The sequence below is a fragment of the Algoriphagus aurantiacus genome (assembly GCF_035156405.1).
GTDB lineage: Bacteria > Bacteroidota > Bacteroidia > Cytophagales > Cyclobacteriaceae > Algoriphagus > Algoriphagus aurantiacus.
Genome location: NZ_JAXRUT010000023.1, coordinates 1 through 16,830, shown reverse-complemented (window position 1 = coordinate 16,830; position 16,830 = coordinate 1). Strand labels below are relative to the sequence as shown.

Sequence of the window (16,830 nt, the reverse complement as noted above, 5' to 3'; positions counted from 1 at the left end):
AAAATCAGCATAACTGATCTACTACTAATTCTAAATCAACTGAATCTACTGCTTTCTTTTTGCCAATGTTAGCATGAATAGCGGACAATAAATTTTCAGAATTAAAATCTATCCCCCCTATTGCTATTTGCTCCTTTAACAAATGTTTGAAAGTAATTTCACCAACATGCTCAAGTATTATGCTGAATGTGCCTATATCTGCAGCTTCAGAAATACATCCTGAAAACTTGGAAATATGAAGATCCACTTCTTTCAATAATAAAGGCAATGGGGTTTCATTTGCTAAATCCCATAATCCCTTATCGAAAATCCCCAAGATTTTCAATTTCTCAATCAGGCCACCTTTTGAAGTGGTATCAATCCTCGGGTGTAGGCGAATCAACCAAGCATACTCATCCTTTGTCCTGAGTATAGTATCAATCACATATTCATCTATAATGGGATTAACTGGTTGAAGTGTGAATAAGATGGAGGGTTTCTTTTGGTTCAACTCATTACTTTTATTCATTAAAAAATAATGCCAAGGGTTTCCTCCTACTGTAGTTTGAAATGTAGAAAAATTCAGATTGTCCTTTAATTGTTCTTCTGATTTTGAATCCCACAACCAGAACGAAGTAGGAAGGATAGCATAATCCTCTTTAAATCCAGAATATGCTACGTGCAACACTCCTTGCGGGCCGTGCTGTATGTCAACACAGGCAATTCCCCTCCTTCTTGCAGCAATCAATAAACCGAAACAAGGAAAATTATAGTACGACAAAAGGAAAATTTTCTGTGGTTTAGTTTGATCCAAAATCCAGTCGAAACTTGCCTTCCAAATGAAAACCTTTCTTAAGGTATCCCGAATCTTCTCGTAAACGGATAAACTCGAACATGACAACCTACTTTGAAAAAAAGATATGAGTTCGACGATTCCATTCCATTTGGAATAGTCAATCTCCGCTATTTTAACTCTGTTTTCAAAATAGTGATAAATAAGTTGAATATTTTTCACCCGGTTTTTATAGGTGTTCTCTTGAGCTGTACTTCCATATTCCAAAAAAATAAATTTCTTGCCTTTTCCTTCTAACTCATCGCCTATTGGGTCATAAAATTTATTGAAGGACTCCCCATTGAACTTTTCTCTAAAATTAACCCCACTGAAAAACAAATAATTTGCTGACTTCAGCTCTACCCCTTTTAGCCAAGAGCTGGATCTAATCCTTTTTGCTGTACGATAAACAGAGTCAACTAACTCAGAACGATCAAAGTTTTGTTTATGAAATCCTTTATCTCCCCAAGCCAACCTTAAAAAAAGGCTCGTTTTAAGTATAGGCCAAACTTTAACCCCTTCGGCTAACCACTGTTCTGTAGGGTGCTTGGCCTCAAAATCATTGAGAAAACTAATAACCTCCTGCCTTACTTTAAAATCCACTAGTTAAATCTTTTTTTGAATAGGAAAGCAGAAATCAGTGAAATCCCTAAAACCAGCAGTGTAATAACTATTTTTAGATGCATTGGAAAATCAACGATGAAATAGGCTCCTACGGTTAATCCTATTGTCATTATCAACCAAGCTAAGGGATGGTAGTTAACAGGATTTTCAGCCTTTATTGAAGGAATAAAAAACCCAATGTAGCCCATAAACATTAGTGATATGAATGTGGTGTATGCAGCAACTTCAAAACCGTAAATTGGGATAAATATAGAATTAAGTACCACATTAATAATCCCTGCCACGAAGGTAACTTTCCAAATAATATTAGTCTTTTCTACAAAAAACAACTTATTACTAGACCCCATGTACATGGGGCGGTAGTTATACCCCATAATAATAATGATACCTAGGGAATACAATTGATCCAAACCGGGACTTCTTAATAGAAAGGAAAAAAGTTCCTTGAGCCAAATACTAGCCAAGAATGTCAACACAAAAAAGGCAAATTGTAGTCCGAAGATTAAATTTCTAGCGACTATATCTTTCCCTTCTTTGAATTTCTGCATCATCATAGGGCCAACTGCAAAACCTGCTGCCACCCCTATCTGCTGGAAGATATTCCCGACCATGTATGCTGCATTATACTTCCCTATTTTATCCACACCTACACCTAACACATCCATGACCATTTTATCCGAAGAGTTCAATAAATAGGTTGAATAGTAATGAGGTACTGTAGGCAGGCTGACCTTGAGTGACTGTTTTATAAGTCTCCATTTAAAATTAAAAATAGGCTTTAATCCAAATTTAAAATTTATTGGATAATAATATGAAGCATTAGAAAGAACTGTCACTATAAGATTAGACCAAAACCAGCCCATATAGCCCAGTTTCAGAAATGAGATAAAATAAAGATTCAGAAAAACTGCCAAAACACCAAATAGAGCAGTTCTTAAACCTATCTGTAATGGTTTTTGTTTTAATTGAAAATAGGTTGTTCCTATGGTCCCAACAGGACCAAATAGAACCAAAGGGGCAACATTTATTAACATAATCAACCACCTATCTTCATGCGCCTCCTCCGGAATAATCCAATAAATTAAAAATCCCAAAAGTAACGCATACACAAAATTCCATAAGGTTAAGAACCCGTAAATTTGTCTCCAAGCCCACTTAAAATGATTGGGCGATTTATAAAAGGTATTGACTAAGATTACCCTGAGCCCCAAAAATGCCAATACGGCTATACTACTCGTATAAGCCGTAAGTATCCCTGCCACCCCAAAATCAATTTCTGTTAAATCCTGGGTAATAACAGGCAAAATAAAAAATTGAGCTACTTTGGCAACTTGGGGAGCAAAACCATAAATAACTGTATGGCTAAATAATTTTTTAAACATAATAAAGAACGACTTCCTTAAGAAAAATAAATTTTAATGAAATCTCCCCTCTTTCTTAAGAGTATTATAGTGTTCTTTGTCCCTTTCCTTAAATACTTTTGCAGGATTTCCACCGGCAATTGCGCAGGCAGGGATATCACTAACAACTACTGCACCTGCTTGAATAATTGCCCCTTCTCCAATAGTGATTCCTCCTAAAACAATTACATTATTTCCTAACCAAACGTTATCTTCTATAACAACATCCTTTACTATATACGTATTATCATAAGGGATTTTTGTCCCTTCATAATTATGATATTTTGACAGAATCATGCAGGATTTACCCGAGTGAAAATTATTTCCTATCGTCACTTTACCACCTTTTGGGATTTCAATTCCATTGAAATGACAGTTTTTGCCTAAGAAAACATTGTCATTAAAGAGGCATTTGAAATTAACTTTCAACAAATCTCCATAGCCTCCTAATACCTTCTTAGCTTGCTTAGTGTGAAAATCGATTCTTTTCCTCTTTTTATATGCCCTATAATGGTGACGTATGAACTTTAGGACATTCATGAATCAAGTATATTCAGAGTCACGATTCCACATTTTTTTTCAGCAACTGAAAAGCGTGTCAAACCATCTATTTCATTAAAGCAGAATTCCATGAGGAATGACTTACTCATTATCAAGTTTTAGTAGCTTTTGGGTTTTGTACTTTAAATACAAATTAGATAATTTAATTTTTTAGTTTTAATCAAAAATATGCCTCTAAGGAATCCATAGAGGCATATTATACTTATTTTGATCCGATTCCGTGAGCTTCAAAACCCAACGTTTTCAAATACTTTTTATCGTAGATATTTCTTCCATCAAAGATGATTTTGTTCTTCAACAACCTACCTACCACATCCCAGCTCGGAATCCTAAACTCCGACCATTCGGTAACTAACAGCAACGCATCTGCATCTACCAAAGCTTCATATGCATCTTTGCAATAGGTCACTTTATCAAAGATATAATGTTCTCTCGCTTCATCCATTGCTACTGGATCGTATGCTTTTACCATAGCTCCAGCCGCTCTCAGCTCATCGATTATCACCCCTGCCGGAGCCTCACGCATGTCGTCGGTGTTGGGCTTGAAACTCAATCCCCACATCGCAAAGGTCATTCCTGTCAGGTCTTCCCCAAAGTGAGCCTTTATTTTCTGGGAGAGTACATATTTCTGATCCTCATTGACATCCTCCACAGCTTGAAGAACCCTCAGGTCATAGCCGTATTGCTTGGCAGTTTTGATGATTGCTTTTACATCTTTTGGAAAGCAAGATCCTCCGTAGCCTACACCCGGATAGATAAATTTATTCCCGATCCGTGGATCTGAACCAATTCCTTTTCGAACCATATTCGCATCTGCTCCTACCAGTTCACATAGGTTGGCCACATCATTCATGAAGGAAATCTTGGTAGCCAGCATGGCATTCGCTGCATATTTAGTCATCTCTGCCGACGGAATATCCATATAGATAATACGCTCTCCGCTCAATTGGAATGGCTTGTACAATCGCTTCATAATCTCTTCAGCACGCTCATCATCTACTCCGATCACAATCCTATCCGGCTTCAAAAAGTCTTCCACTGCAGCTCCTTCTTTCAGGAATTCCGGATTGGATGCTACCGCAAAAGGCAAATCAGAATCTCTTTTGTCCAAGGCCCCTTTAATTGCTGCCCGAACCTTCTCCCCTGTCGTAACAGGCACAGTACTTTTTGTTGCGACCACAATATAATCGGTCATTTTGGTGCCGATTTCATCCGCCACAGCCAATACATACTTTAAATCAGCTGAGCCATCTTCACCTGGAGGTGTTCCCACAGCTATAAATGCTACTGAAGCTCCCTGTATGGCCTCACCCAGATCTGTACTGAATTTTAGTCTTCCACTCTTGTAGTTTCGGACCACAACCTCTTCTAGACCCGGCTCATAAATCGGCATAATGCCATTTTTGAGATTATCAATTTTCTTTTGATCGATATCCACGCAGGTAACCTCGATCCCTACATCTGCAAAACATGCTCCTGATACCAAACCAACATAGCCGGTACCTACAACTGCAATTTTCATATAATACTATTCTAAATAATTATTGAATTAATCGATCTACCAGAATTCCAAGTGTGGCCAAGCTAGAAGCAAGACCTATCCATCCTGCAGCATTTAATCCTTGTTTCTCAGGTTTCCTAGGGACAACAATTTCCGCCCCTGGTTCAATTTTAGGGAATACCCTAATCCCTAAAAAGCTACGGGTACTCTGTGCATCTCCATTCGCATATACTACATAAGTTTTGCTTTTTCGAGAATCTTCCGTAAAACCACCTGCCCTATAAATATACTTTTTGAGCTTATTTCCCTCCACAAACCTGGTAGTGGTAGGAAGTAAAACCTCACCGACCATTCGTACTGTTTGAAGCTCTTTGGGAATCTGGATGATATCACCTTCAAGTAAAATTAAATCTTCCTCTGAACCTGGATGTTTCAAAATATACTCCAAATCAATACCCACAAAGTCTTGTTCTTTCATTCTCATAGAAGTAATTGTGGAATCTTGCCTCAATGTGTCAAATGCAGGGGCGATTAAAAAAAGTTTTCGTTTTTGCTCAGTTTGCTCTCTTTCTAACCTCTCAATTTCATTTTGAGCAAGTTTTTTATCTATTCGTTCATACAAAATTTCTTCCGCTTCGTTCGCCTTCCTGTTTGTTTCAGGATCTAGTTTTGATAAAATTTCTTTAAGTATTTCCTCCCTAACCTCTTCCTCAGTTGGTCCTTTATGATAGACAGTTCTTCTGATCAAGCTTGCTCCTTTTGGATAGGCATATTGGCTTATTCCTCCTGCACGTTTGATCACATCAGAAATCCGCTCGTTTGCCGATGCTATAGCAAATTCACCTGGATACGTTACCTCCCCCTGGATAGTTATCAATTGCTCTCTCTCAAACCCAGGGCTTCTTCTAATAAACACATGGTCAAAAGGTTGAAGAGTAAGATTTTTCTCTTCCTCTTTCAATTCTAAGTTTGGATCTATAGACAGTGTCTTTATCTCTGCAATTTTACCTGAAGTGGCATCTCTAATTCGCCGAGCGATCTCAATAGATGAATTTGTAGCCGATTCCAACATGCCTCCAGACCTTAAAATAAGATCACCCACAGTCATATCAGATGCGAATGGATAGGTACCGGGATAGTTAATTTCTCCCGATATTTTCACGTAATACTCTTCCTGGATATCATATCTACTCGGCACAAACAACAAATCCTCATTTTTTAAAGGAACATCTTGGGCTGTGCCATTTAAAATACCTTTCAGATCAAGTGTTTCCGCAGCCAAAGTCAGATCAGCGCTAGTTCTGTACAACGTAGCTCTGTTAGAAAATGCTTCCGGTTTTAATCCTTCTGCCTTTTCAATGAGTCCTTTGACAGTCAGTCCACCATCACCCAATGAATACTCACCTGGACGAGTGACAGCCCCTGTAGCTTGCACTCTATTGGAAAATCTTTCTAGTGCCTCTCCAATTAATATTTCATCCCCGTCTTGTAGGGAAAAGGAATCAAACTCGCTGGATGGGATATCTAGCACCTTACGCTGATTGTTTTCAATTCGCCTGATGGTTATTCTATCTTGGTATGCATGGCTAGTGAAACCGCCGGTATAGATATATAAATCTTCTAAGGACTCCCCAGGCTTCACTTCAAAAAGTCCTTCTCTTCGCACTGGTCCAATAATTTCAACGCGGGTTTCTACCGGAGGAACGATCACCACATCATTGTCTTGAAGTGTAATATTTGAATTTTGATCTCCTTTGGACAGAAACTCATAAATATCAACCGTCGCTACTAATCGACTGTCACGATATACTTGAACTTTTCTAAATGCACCATTTTCATTGGGCCCTCCAGCCGCATATAGTCCATTAAACACTGTAGCAAATGAAGGTAATGTATAGGTACCCGGTTTGGTCAATTCCCCAACCATCGAAACTTTGATCGAACGGATATTCCCAAGCCTTAATTGAATAAAAGTATTTGGATTAGCTCCATTCAGCCCAGAATATATCCTTCCCAGTGATGATTTGATTCTTACTGTAGCTGCTTGAATACTAGATCCTCCTACTTGTATAGGACCGATATTAGGAATGAAAACTCTTCCCTCTGGAGTGACACTTAAATCATACGATTGCTGAGACGCACCGTAAACATCCAATAACAATTGATCTCCAGAACCTATCACGTACGACTGTGGCGTTGGAATATTCAGGCTAGGGCTAAAATTAAGATCTCGATTATGAAACAATTTGTATCCGAAAATCTTTTTCTGCTTTACTGTCAAATCATAGTATGGGTCAGACCTGCGAATGGAATCGAACATATCTGGTTCTTGTAATCCACTCAAAGATCTACCACCATCCCCAACTTGTCCTTCACTTTGCGAATTGGCAGACATTTGAAGTTCGCTAATTCGTTTGCTCAATTTGGCTGCCTCTAGAGCGGGCATCCCTCTCTCTCGTGCCAAAGCAGTCAACTGATTGGTGGTAAGACCACTTGATTCTGCCCGTTTAATCAATTGTTCAATTTGAGCATCGGACAAGTCATCTACTTTAAGATTTTGAATATCCGAAAGGCTCTGACTTTGCGCAGCAAAGGCTAGCAATAAAAAAATCACCAGAAATAGGTAATTCCTAGAATTAATCAACCAAGTATATTTTTTCAATTCAATAATTTTCGTGTTCAATTCAATTTTCACTTACAACTAACTGCTAATTTCTGATTTTTAATCAATTCTCAAACAAATAATCAAAGCTTCGCCCTTTCAGTCACAAAAGTGCCTATCGCCAATTTTAACTCGTAAAATTCTGAGCGTCCTAAGCTCCTACTTCCTTGTCAAACAAAACCAGCCCTGTAGAGACCATCCTCCTAGGTAGCAATGTCAATACCACTTTTCGATCTATCAGTTCCTCTATCCTATTTGATAGATTTAAAATATAATCCTCATTTAGGTTATCACCGGTAACCACTACGTCAATTTTACCTGAATCGATACCTTTAGAAAGATCACCAACAAGAATTACTTGACTCACCTCACCCATTCGTTCAAGAATCTGCTCGAGTAGCTTATCCAAGCCCAGATATTTTCGAATGATTTCTTGAATGTTGGAAAAAAATGGATGCTTCACATTTGCCTTGTAGGCAATTTTATTCTTATCTGACTCTTTCACCAGAATACCTGCTTGAGTCAAATTATTCAACTCCTTTCGAATGGCATTGGTAGACTCACCAAATTCATCGGCCAGTCCTCTCAAATGGCTTTTCGTTTTGGAGTTAACAAAAAACTTAACAAGTAACCTCAACCTTGTCTTTGAGGTAATTAAGGATTCAAGCATAAAAATTCACTTCAATAGTGAGTAACAAAGGTACTCATTGCATTGAATATGAAAAATAAATTGGGTGTTTTTGATTAAGATTGACGGCTTTTAACTATTTCCTTTTTATGTCTCTATCCACCATAAATATTATCAGGCTTTCTTTTAAATAATTTTCTCAATAAGCTTCCTGTCCAAGCACTAAAAGCTCCAAGTAAAAAGCCTAACACTCCTGTAAAAGCAAACAAGGCCATATCCGATCCCAAGCCCATTAATTCACCCATTTTATCTGGCAAGGAGCTTCCAGAAACTGTGCTGAGGTAGACACTCTGACCTAGCCAAGCTAAGCCCATTCCTAAGCCACCTGCGAAAAAAGCTCCAGCACCCTTTTTACCGAAAAATGCTGCGAAAATTGCAATTAATAACATTATTGCCCAGTAAGGCAGAAATGGATTAAATACAATGACAAGCAAAGCTGTGAGAAAAGTGAATAGTATAAACTTCATAGCCCTTAGTTTAAAATAGTTTTGAATAATACGCCTTCTTCTTGATCTGGAGTTCTCAAATCGAAATTCAGATACTCACCATTTGCCCAAATGGAGATGAAATTGCTATAAAATTTACTTCCAGGATTACCAGATTGTCCTCCAGGGTAAATCCCAAAAGCCTTAACTTCTGGACCTAATTCTATCACCATTCTCCAGCTTGCGCCATGTCTTCCACTGGTAGCATTTAGAATTCCAGCCCCGCCCCCAGTGTACACATTCTCCACAGAAAATGACTTAAACTGGGGAACAAGGTGCTGAATTGTGGTTTTTTTATAATTGGCCCAAGAAAAATCCCCTTCATCTGCTTCCCATTTCTTCATGTCCGCAATCATCTCTTTAAGGCCTTGCTTCACGTGAGTTGCCGCAGTTTCCATTTCTGCAGTATTTTTCAAATCAAATACTTCTCCACGAGGCTCATTCTTCATAAAAAGAACCGTTTGATAGTAGTTTGGAAGTACGACTGGCGCTACATTGGATGCCAATTCCTTCCATATCTCACTGTAGGTCTTTCTCCACCAGATATAAAATAAGGTAGGGGCCTTTTGATTTGGGTCTGCATAAAAATCCCATTGCTTCAATATGGAGAGGTACTTTTTGGCATCTGCATCATTTTCAAAATCACTTCCGATCAACTCCAGCATTATCGGCAATGCTTCTGCTGCATGTAAATAGTAATCATCAAACTGTAGCCCTTGCATGTCTTCAGTTGTGATGTTACTCATCTCGCTAAGTCGGCTATTAAGTCGACGATTTCTAAAGAATTCAAAGCTATTGTCGAAGACATAATATGGGTAAGTGGAGTCCGTAGGATGCTGATTCGCTGAGCTGACAAATCCACTGGAAGGATTTAAGGTACTGGCATTTTGCTCATTAGGAATGTATCCCTGCCATTCCATGCTGGGATCCGCCCCATCCATAAAAAACTTACCTTGACCTTTCCATTTCAAAGGAAACTTCCCCTGAATTCTCATGGCTATATCACCACTCTTGGAAGCAAAAACAAAGTTCTGAGCCGGAGCGGTAAAATTATCCAATGCAGTATTATAATTCTCATAGTTTTTGGCCGTATTCAACAAAAGGAAGGTTTTCTGTTCATTAGAACCTTCGTGGACGTTCCATTTCAATGCAAAATTAACGTCCTGACGGTTTGAATTAAAAGTCTTATCATAAACGACAGGCCCATAATGCGTGTAGACTACGGTATCTAGAAACAGATCCTCGCCTTTGACTTTGATTTCTTCTACTCGGAAGGTGGTCTGTTTCCATTTATCTCCATAGCGATAAGCTTTTCTAGATTTATCCTGAAAAGTGATTTTGTACCAATCCCGTGTATCTCTTGTAGCATTGGTTACACCCCAAGCTATATTTTCATTAAATCCAGAAATCACACCCAATGCTCCAGGAAGGGTAGCTCCTTTGACAGAATGCTCAGGTGTGGTCAATTGCATGGAATACCAAAGTGAAGGTAAATTTAAGCTCAGATGCGGATCATTGGCCAGAATTGGATTTCCACTTTTAGTCTTAGAGCCGGATACTGCCCAGTTATTTGAGCCCGTTCCTTCTTCTGGCTGAGGCAAGGGATCAATCACCAATTGATCATCAGGATAGTTGATACTATCTGGCCGAGTGACTGAAAGCGATTTGAAATCCCACTTGTGACCTGGCTCAATGATTGGTTCTACTCCACTTGGATATTCTGGGTAAAGTTTATCCAGCATTACATCACCTAGAATTTTCCGCAAATTCGAATACTCCAAATCCCGATCTCCCACCAACATATCAGTCATATACTTCAATAAGAGGATGGATTTAAAAGCAGACCAATGCTCCGGTCTATAGTTCAGGATTTTATATTCTACTGGTAATCGACCAACGGAGAGCTGGTCAATGTATTGATTCACCCCATCCGCATAGGCTTCTAGTAAAAGAAAAGAATCAGGATCATTCTCCTGGATAAATTTCATCCCCATCTCTGCGCCATAAGCCAAGCCCTTTCGGCGAGTCATTCTATCTAAATCGATAGCTATTGGACCCACAATTTCTGAGATTCTACCTGCCGCAGCCATAGTTTGGAATTCCATTTGCCAAAGTCTATGCTTCGCAGTAATGTATCCCTGAGCTCTGTATAAGTCAGCCTCATTATTTGCAAAAACGTGAGGAATAAGATTTTCATCGTAAATAACTTTCACCTCGCTACCTAGATTATTGAGTTCCAACTCATCTTCAGCCAACTTATCTTCAGAGATAGAATTCTGCCAAAACCCATGATAGGGATCCAGCAAAGGAGCCAAAGGTGGGATCGCTCCAAAGGGTGTGGAAACCGCTACAGCTAATGCGATTGTCAAAACCAAAACGACTAAAAAGCCTACATACTTCATTGGATGGGTTTTAGGTAAGGTGACCAATTTAGCCTAATCCTATATTATTATGCAAATCCATCCATCCTTTTGACACTATCAAATAAAAAAGCCCTCAATTCTTAATTGAAGGCTTCTAAAGAAATATGTATTTCTAATTAATACTGATAGGCAGCTTAAGTTTTTCCCAGTGAATGACTATTCCAGGATTTTCGATTTCGATTGAAAGTAATTCTTGGCTACTTTCCTCCCAAACAGGCGCCACATCAACTCTTAACACATCATTTTTTTCATCGTATTGAAAATGTCCATGTTCTAGATCCCATTCTGAATTGAAAATTACAGTCCATGGTCCGGTTTCCTTAGGGATTGTAAACAAAGAATATTTACCGGGAGCAAGTTTTTTGCCTTCCACAGTCATTTCCTCAGATAGTTCTACATAAGAAGCTTCATTTGCCCCAGTTCTCCAAACCACATTAAATGGAACTAGGTCACCCCATAATTCACGCCCTTTCACAGCAGGAGAACCATATTGCACTTTGAATGCCTTCCCAGAAATCTGGCCTTCTTTTACCATTAATGGACTAGGTCTGGATTCTTCTGTCTCTAAAGCCTCCATAGTTTGCTCAGCTACTTCAGACCCTGAGGATTCGGAAGTCTTTGATTCACTGCATGAAGCAAAAACTACAGCAATCATTCCTGATGCTAAAATCGTATGGTACGTTTTCATGAGTTTATAATTGATTTTTATTGGTCACATGGAATCTCGCATGGTTGATAATCATCCCAATGGGTGTCTTCTTCGACATGCTCAATTTCATAGTGGGTAATTTACTATCGAAATAACTAATATTTGGTAAATCAGCAAAATTCAAGCCTCTCTTTCACCATTTGCACCGCAATCATTTGCTGGAATATCAAATATTCTACCTTTACAAATTAGTTAAATGATTTTTGGAAATCAATTTCCAATTGGATCGAAGATTGCCCAGAAGGTTATAAGACCTAATGCTTCAATAGGATTATGATTTATTGCTTACTTTATTGTCAGATTAATTACAATTCATGAAAGTCATTACTTGGCTCATTTTTGCCGTCACATTAGTATTGTTTGCTAGCGTTTATATCTCCCCAGAGTATTTTCAATACGTTGGACTTTTGCCATTTTTCATCCCGGTAATTTTACTCCTGAATCTACTCCTCTTGGTGATTTTCATACTATCATGGAGAAGACTATCCATTTTGCCACTACTCGCTTTACTGATTGGCTATAAGTTTTTCTTAGCCACATTCCAGATTCATCCCAAAAATGAAACTGCCGAAGGTCTCAAAGTTCTCACTTACAATGCCCATATGTTTTATGATAACCCTAAAAGTGAGGGAACTCCAGGTTCAAATGTGCTCTCTTGGCTGCAGGATCAGCCCGCTGATGTAAAAGTATTTCAGGAGTTTTACCAAGATAACACTACCCCATCGCGGGATGCTGTAAAAATTCTCGGGAAAAACTCGAACTATAAAGTCTCCTATCATATCACAGACGGTAATCCAAGCAAAAGGTCAAATGGGCTAGCGATTTTCTCCAAATACCCCATCATCAATGACGGAAAGGTATTTGACGCCCAGGGAACTAACGGAGCTATTTTCGCAGACATTGTGGTTAAAAGTGATACTATTCGTATTTATAATGCACACTTAGAATCAATGAGAATTGACTCTGACGGATTAGAAAACATAGAAGGGGTAAAAGCTAATTATAGGCAAACCTTGGGAAAACTTCAAAGAGGCAGCCTAGCCCGGAGTAAGCAGCTTAAGGTGCTTTTAGAGCACATGAATAACAGTCCACATCCATTGATTTTAATGGGTGATCTGAATGAAGTACCTTATTCATACACCTATTTTAAATTGGGGGAAAATTATAAAAATGCCTTTGAAGCAGCAGGAAGAGGTTTTGGTTTCACTTATAACCGCATACTTTTCTTCCTAAGGATCGATCATATTTTTTCCAGTGAAAAGCTCCGAGCAGTCCAGTTCAAAACTCACAGAGAGGTAGACTATTCCGACCATTATCCGGTATCAGCTACTTTCACATTGGAGGCAAACGAGAAATAGTCAATTCCTTATGAGTTGTTGAATTTTTTCTCCCACATTTTTTTCAAGGGTATAAGCAACAAGGGTAGCAGCAGCATATCTGCCAAAAGGGCAAAAATCATTGAAGCAGAAATCAACAAACCTGTAAAGTGAGTTACTCCGAACTGGCTAAAAATCAACAAGCCAAATCCTGCTGTCAATACAACCGTGGTCAGAACCATTGCTTTGCCAGCCTCCAAATATGTACGCTTCAAGGCATAAATCAGGTTTTTACCTAAGTTAAGTTCATGCTTTAGCCTACTCATAAAATGAATACTATCATCTACTGCGATACCAAATGCAACTGTAAATAGAATGGCTGTCGTCAGCTTAAATTCAATACCCAACACATACATTAATCCCAGCATCCAGATTAGTGGAATTAAATTAGGGATCAAAAGAAGAAATGATATCCGCCAAGATCTGAATAAAAAGCCCACAATTACACCTACCAAAAGAAACGCAACACCTAGGCCCTTTGCCATCTGCAAAGTCACTGATTTATGTCCTTTATCAATTAAATAAGCCGTACCTGTCCATCGTACGTTTAGCAAATCCGCATTCACTTCTGAATTGACAAATTCATTTAATTCCTCGCGGAGCTCTGTCATTTTCAATGAACCGAGATCTGGAGCTCTGGCACTGATTCGGCCTGATTTTCTATCGTCACTCAAAACTTTTGGTCCATCAGACTCCAACACTTTATCAAGCCATAGATTCATACGCTGGTACTGGCCTTTTGAAGGAAGAATAAATGCTTTTGGATCTCCTTGATTTTGTGCTTGATTAATGGATTTCACCAGAGTCAATGGTGAAATCGTCTGTCCTTCACCAAATAATTCATGGATTTTTGTGTTTACTTTATTTATCTCTTTTAGAACTTCTAGGTCTAGTAAAGAATTAGCTCCATTACCTACTGACAAATAAAGCTCCAGGGGATTTGACCCTCCAAATTGCTCATCGAAGTATTCAAAATCTTTTTGGATAGGATGATCAACTGGCAAGTTATCAAGAAGATATCCATTGATTATCACTTTGGACCCAAGGGTAATGCATAGAATAGTGATTCCTAGAAATGAAAAATAGATCCATTTTCTGTGTTTCAATTGCCAGGAGAAAACCCAAAGTAACATGCTGGGTTTGTCAATCTTTTGCAGGGGAGGGTGAATTTTTATTGGGATTAGAAATAATAATCCTGGAGCAATAACTATAACTGAACAAAATATCACTAAAACTCCTAGGCCCGTGGTCCAACCAAAATCTTGGAGAGCCGGTATAGTAGTAAAATAGAGAGAAATAAAACCTAAGGAAGTAGTCAGTACGGTTAGCCAAACTGGAACAAGTAATTCTGCGAAAACAGCGCGGATAGCTTCCTCTTTAGTTGCACCAGTCTTGATTTTTTTTATTAAGTGCGTGAAAAAATGTATCAACGCACTCAAGCCTACAATCATAAAAATAGTTGGCTGCATCACTGACATCACGTCTAAGGGTTTGCCCAAATAGATAAGCAATCCAAATGCCCAAGCAACTCCGACAATTAGTACAAAAAGTGGTATAAGCACTCCCCACCAAGAGCGGAAGATTAATACTAGTAAAAACAACATGAGTAAGATCGAGCATCCAAAAAATAGCCCAAATTCATCTTGCATTAGTTTGATAAAGTCTCCCTGCATTTGGATTTTACCAGCTATGGCAGTAGGATTACTTCCATACTGTGTAAAAATATCCTTGATCGAATTATACAATGCATCTCCGTCAGCCTTGGATATATTTTGCTCATTTTTAATCCAAAGCAAGAGTGAATTCCCATCCTTTGAAATCAATTGTGAGCGATACTGATCCAAATTCACAGAAGTCCTAGCCAAGGAAGTTTCAGTTGACCAGTCTACTACTTTTCGATTTGTCAAGCCAAAAAGCCCAATGATAGGTTGGTTCAAATTCAGAATAGAAATAACCGTATCGATTTTATCCAATTTTTGAATTTCAGATTGTATGGAATGGGATTTAGCTAGAAAATCCTGCTTTAATAGCCCTCCACTAGGATTACTCAAGGCTATGAGCAAATAGTCATTGTCATTTTCAAATTGACTTTTGAAGCTTTGATAAAAATCCAGATCCTGATCATTCTGTGGAAAAAATGTTTCAAAATCATAATTAAACTGCGGAATTGGACGGAAAATTATCAGCAAAATACTGAGTAAAGTGGCAAGAAAAAGAAACGCATAAGCTGTTGATTTTTGGAACATTTGTTTTTTGTAAATGGCTTTAAGACCTGATTCCCCTTTCAAGTATAATAAGATTGAGTGTGCTTTGTTCTAAATCAATTCCATTTATTCTCTGAACTGATTAACTTGCCGAAACTTGAAAATCAAACAGAAAAGATGAAGCAATACCACGATTTGATGCGCAAAATCCTTGATGAAGGAGCCGTGAAAGGAGATAGAACTGGAACAGGAACCCGAAGTATTTTCGGTCATCAGATGCGCTTTGATTTATCGAAAGGGTTTCCCGTTGTCACCACCAAAAAACTTCATCTTCGGTCTATCATTATTGAACTTCTTTGGTTTCTGAAAGGTGATTCCAACATCAACTATCTCAATGAGAACAAAGTATCGATCTGGAACGAATGGGCAGATGAGAATGGCGATTTAGGGCCGGTCTATGGATATCAGTGGAGACATTGGCCAGATGGCAAAGGAGGAGAAATTGATCAGATCAAGAATCTTATTCACCAGATCAAAACCAAACCAGACAGCCGCAGACATATCGTGAGTGCTTGGAACGTCGCGGATGTAGATAATATGGCTTTGCCTCCTTGTCACACCATCTTCCAATTCTATGTAGCCGATGGTAAATTAAGTTGCCAACTCTATCAACGAAGCGCTGATGTTTTTCTTGGAGTTCCATTCAATATCGCATCGTATGCCTTGTTCACTATGATGGTAGCTCAAGTCTGCGGATTGGAAGCAGGAGACTTCATTCACACCTTTGGAGACGCTCATTTGTATTCAAATCATTTGGAGCAAGCCGAATTACAACTAAGCCGTGAACTGAAGGAATTACCAACTATGAAAATCAATCCTGATGTGACGGATATTTTTGAATTCGCATACAAAGACTTCGAATTAATCAATTACGATCCACACCCACATATCAAAGCTGCAGTGGCAGTTTAAGGAATGACTTGCTAAGTTTAGATATGAAAAAGCCCTGAACCGAAATCGATCCAGAGCTTTTTTGGAAATTATCTACTCATAGGTTTATTCCTTCCAGACATCTATCTAATTCCTGCTTATCATTCCAGCAGAAATATTGTGAGTGACCAAACACATCCAGTACGGCAGAATAGTGTTCATTTTCTATGTAATGAAAATTCACTGCAGACTGTGGTTTCTTGAAATTGTAATTGGTAATCAGTTCATTTTCAAATTCCTTGAAGAAATCACCATAATCATACACTCTAAAAAAAATAGCAAATAAAGACCGTTGCAGGGAGAATGTATTTATAATCAACTGATTAACAGTATATTATATTAATTTTTCTGTGTTATTCTGACTGCTTCTTTGTATTTTAGGGTATGAAAAACGAG

At 38.5% G+C, this 16,830-nt stretch carries 13 protein-coding genes; 2 read left to right on the top strand and 11 right to left on the bottom strand.

Translation table 11 applies throughout. The annotated features are described in order from the left end of the window. Positions 1 to 4 precede the first annotated feature (4 nt). From SYJ56_RS19465 to SYJ56_RS19425, 9 genes are all read right to left on the bottom strand, one after another. A complete protein-coding gene (locus SYJ56_RS19465) occupies positions 5 to 1,414 on the bottom strand; it encodes a hypothetical protein (protein WP_323837072.1) in 1,410 nt (469 codons plus the stop codon). Then, on the bottom strand, positions 1,414 to 2,817 hold the full coding sequence (locus SYJ56_RS19460) for a lipopolysaccharide biosynthesis protein (RefSeq protein ID WP_323837070.1): 1,404 nt from the start codon (positions 2,815 to 2,817) through the stop codon (positions 1,414 to 1,416). The genes SYJ56_RS19465 and SYJ56_RS19460 overlap by 1 nt, the downstream gene beginning before the upstream one ends. A 33-nt stretch (positions 2,818 to 2,850) precedes the next feature. Continuing rightward, positions 2,851 to 3,375, bottom strand: a complete 525-nt coding sequence (locus SYJ56_RS19455) for an acyltransferase (protein WP_323837068.1) — start codon at positions 3,373 to 3,375, stop codon at positions 2,851 to 2,853. Between the two features lie 223 nt (positions 3,376 to 3,598). Continuing rightward, positions 3,599 to 4,918: a UDP-glucose dehydrogenase family protein gene (locus SYJ56_RS19450; protein WP_323837066.1), complete on the bottom strand. Its 1,320-nt coding sequence runs from the start codon at positions 4,916 to 4,918 to the stop codon at positions 3,599 to 3,601. 19 nt (positions 4,919 to 4,937) lie between these two features. After that, positions 4,938 to 7,559: an SLBB domain-containing protein gene (locus tag SYJ56_RS19445; RefSeq protein WP_323837064.1), complete on the bottom strand. Its 2,622-nt coding sequence runs from the start codon at positions 7,557 to 7,559 to the stop codon at positions 4,938 to 4,940. Between the two features lie 151 nt (positions 7,560 to 7,710). Then, the gene (locus SYJ56_RS19440) at positions 7,711 to 8,229 is read right to left on the bottom strand and encodes an ArsR family transcriptional regulator (protein WP_323837062.1); all 519 of its coding nucleotides are present in this window, start codon (positions 8,227 to 8,229) and stop codon (positions 7,711 to 7,713) included. A 113-nt stretch (positions 8,230 to 8,342) separates the two neighbouring features. Next, positions 8,343 to 8,714 (bottom strand): hypothetical protein, encoded by a 372-nt coding sequence (locus SYJ56_RS19435; protein WP_323837060.1) that lies wholly within the window; start codon positions 8,712 to 8,714, stop codon positions 8,343 to 8,345. 5 nt (positions 8,715 to 8,719) lie between these two features. Then, the gene (locus tag SYJ56_RS19430; RefSeq protein WP_323837058.1) at positions 8,720 to 11,134 is read right to left on the bottom strand and encodes a penicillin acylase family protein; all 2,415 of its coding nucleotides are present in this window, start codon (positions 11,132 to 11,134) and stop codon (positions 8,720 to 8,722) included. A 133-nt stretch (positions 11,135 to 11,267) separates the two neighbouring features. Further along, the gene (locus tag SYJ56_RS19425; RefSeq protein WP_323837056.1) at positions 11,268 to 11,843 is read right to left on the bottom strand and encodes a DUF2911 domain-containing protein; all 576 of its coding nucleotides are present in this window, start codon (positions 11,841 to 11,843) and stop codon (positions 11,268 to 11,270) included. Positions 11,844 to 12,178: 335 nt separating this feature from the next. Here SYJ56_RS19425 and SYJ56_RS19420 point away from each other — a divergent pair, with 335 nt between their 5' ends. Further along, positions 12,179 to 13,222 (top strand): endonuclease/exonuclease/phosphatase family protein, encoded by a 1,044-nt coding sequence (locus SYJ56_RS19420; protein WP_323837054.1) that lies wholly within the window; start codon positions 12,179 to 12,181, stop codon positions 13,220 to 13,222. 8 nt (positions 13,223 to 13,230) lie between these two features. On the opposite strand, the gene SYJ56_RS19415 is transcribed toward SYJ56_RS19420, so the two are convergent. Beyond that, positions 13,231 to 15,486 carry an efflux RND transporter permease subunit gene (locus tag SYJ56_RS19415; protein ID WP_323837052.1) on the bottom strand — a complete coding sequence of 752 codons (2,256 nt, stop codon included), beginning with the start codon at positions 15,484 to 15,486 and terminating at the stop codon, positions 13,231 to 13,233. A gap of 135 nt (positions 15,487 to 15,621) precedes the next feature. On the opposite strand from SYJ56_RS19415, the gene SYJ56_RS19410 reads away from it, so the two are divergent. After that, a complete protein-coding gene (locus tag SYJ56_RS19410) occupies positions 15,622 to 16,416 on the top strand; it encodes a thymidylate synthase (protein WP_323837050.1) in 795 nt (264 codons plus the stop codon). Positions 16,417 to 16,492: 76 nt separating this feature from the next. Here the strand turns inward: SYJ56_RS19410 and SYJ56_RS19405 are convergent, their stop codons facing one another. Beyond that, complete coding sequence (locus SYJ56_RS19405; protein WP_323837048.1) at positions 16,493 to 16,753, bottom strand: hypothetical protein; 261 nt, start codon at positions 16,751 to 16,753, stop codon at positions 16,493 to 16,495. Positions 16,754 to 16,830: the final 77 nt, after the last annotated feature.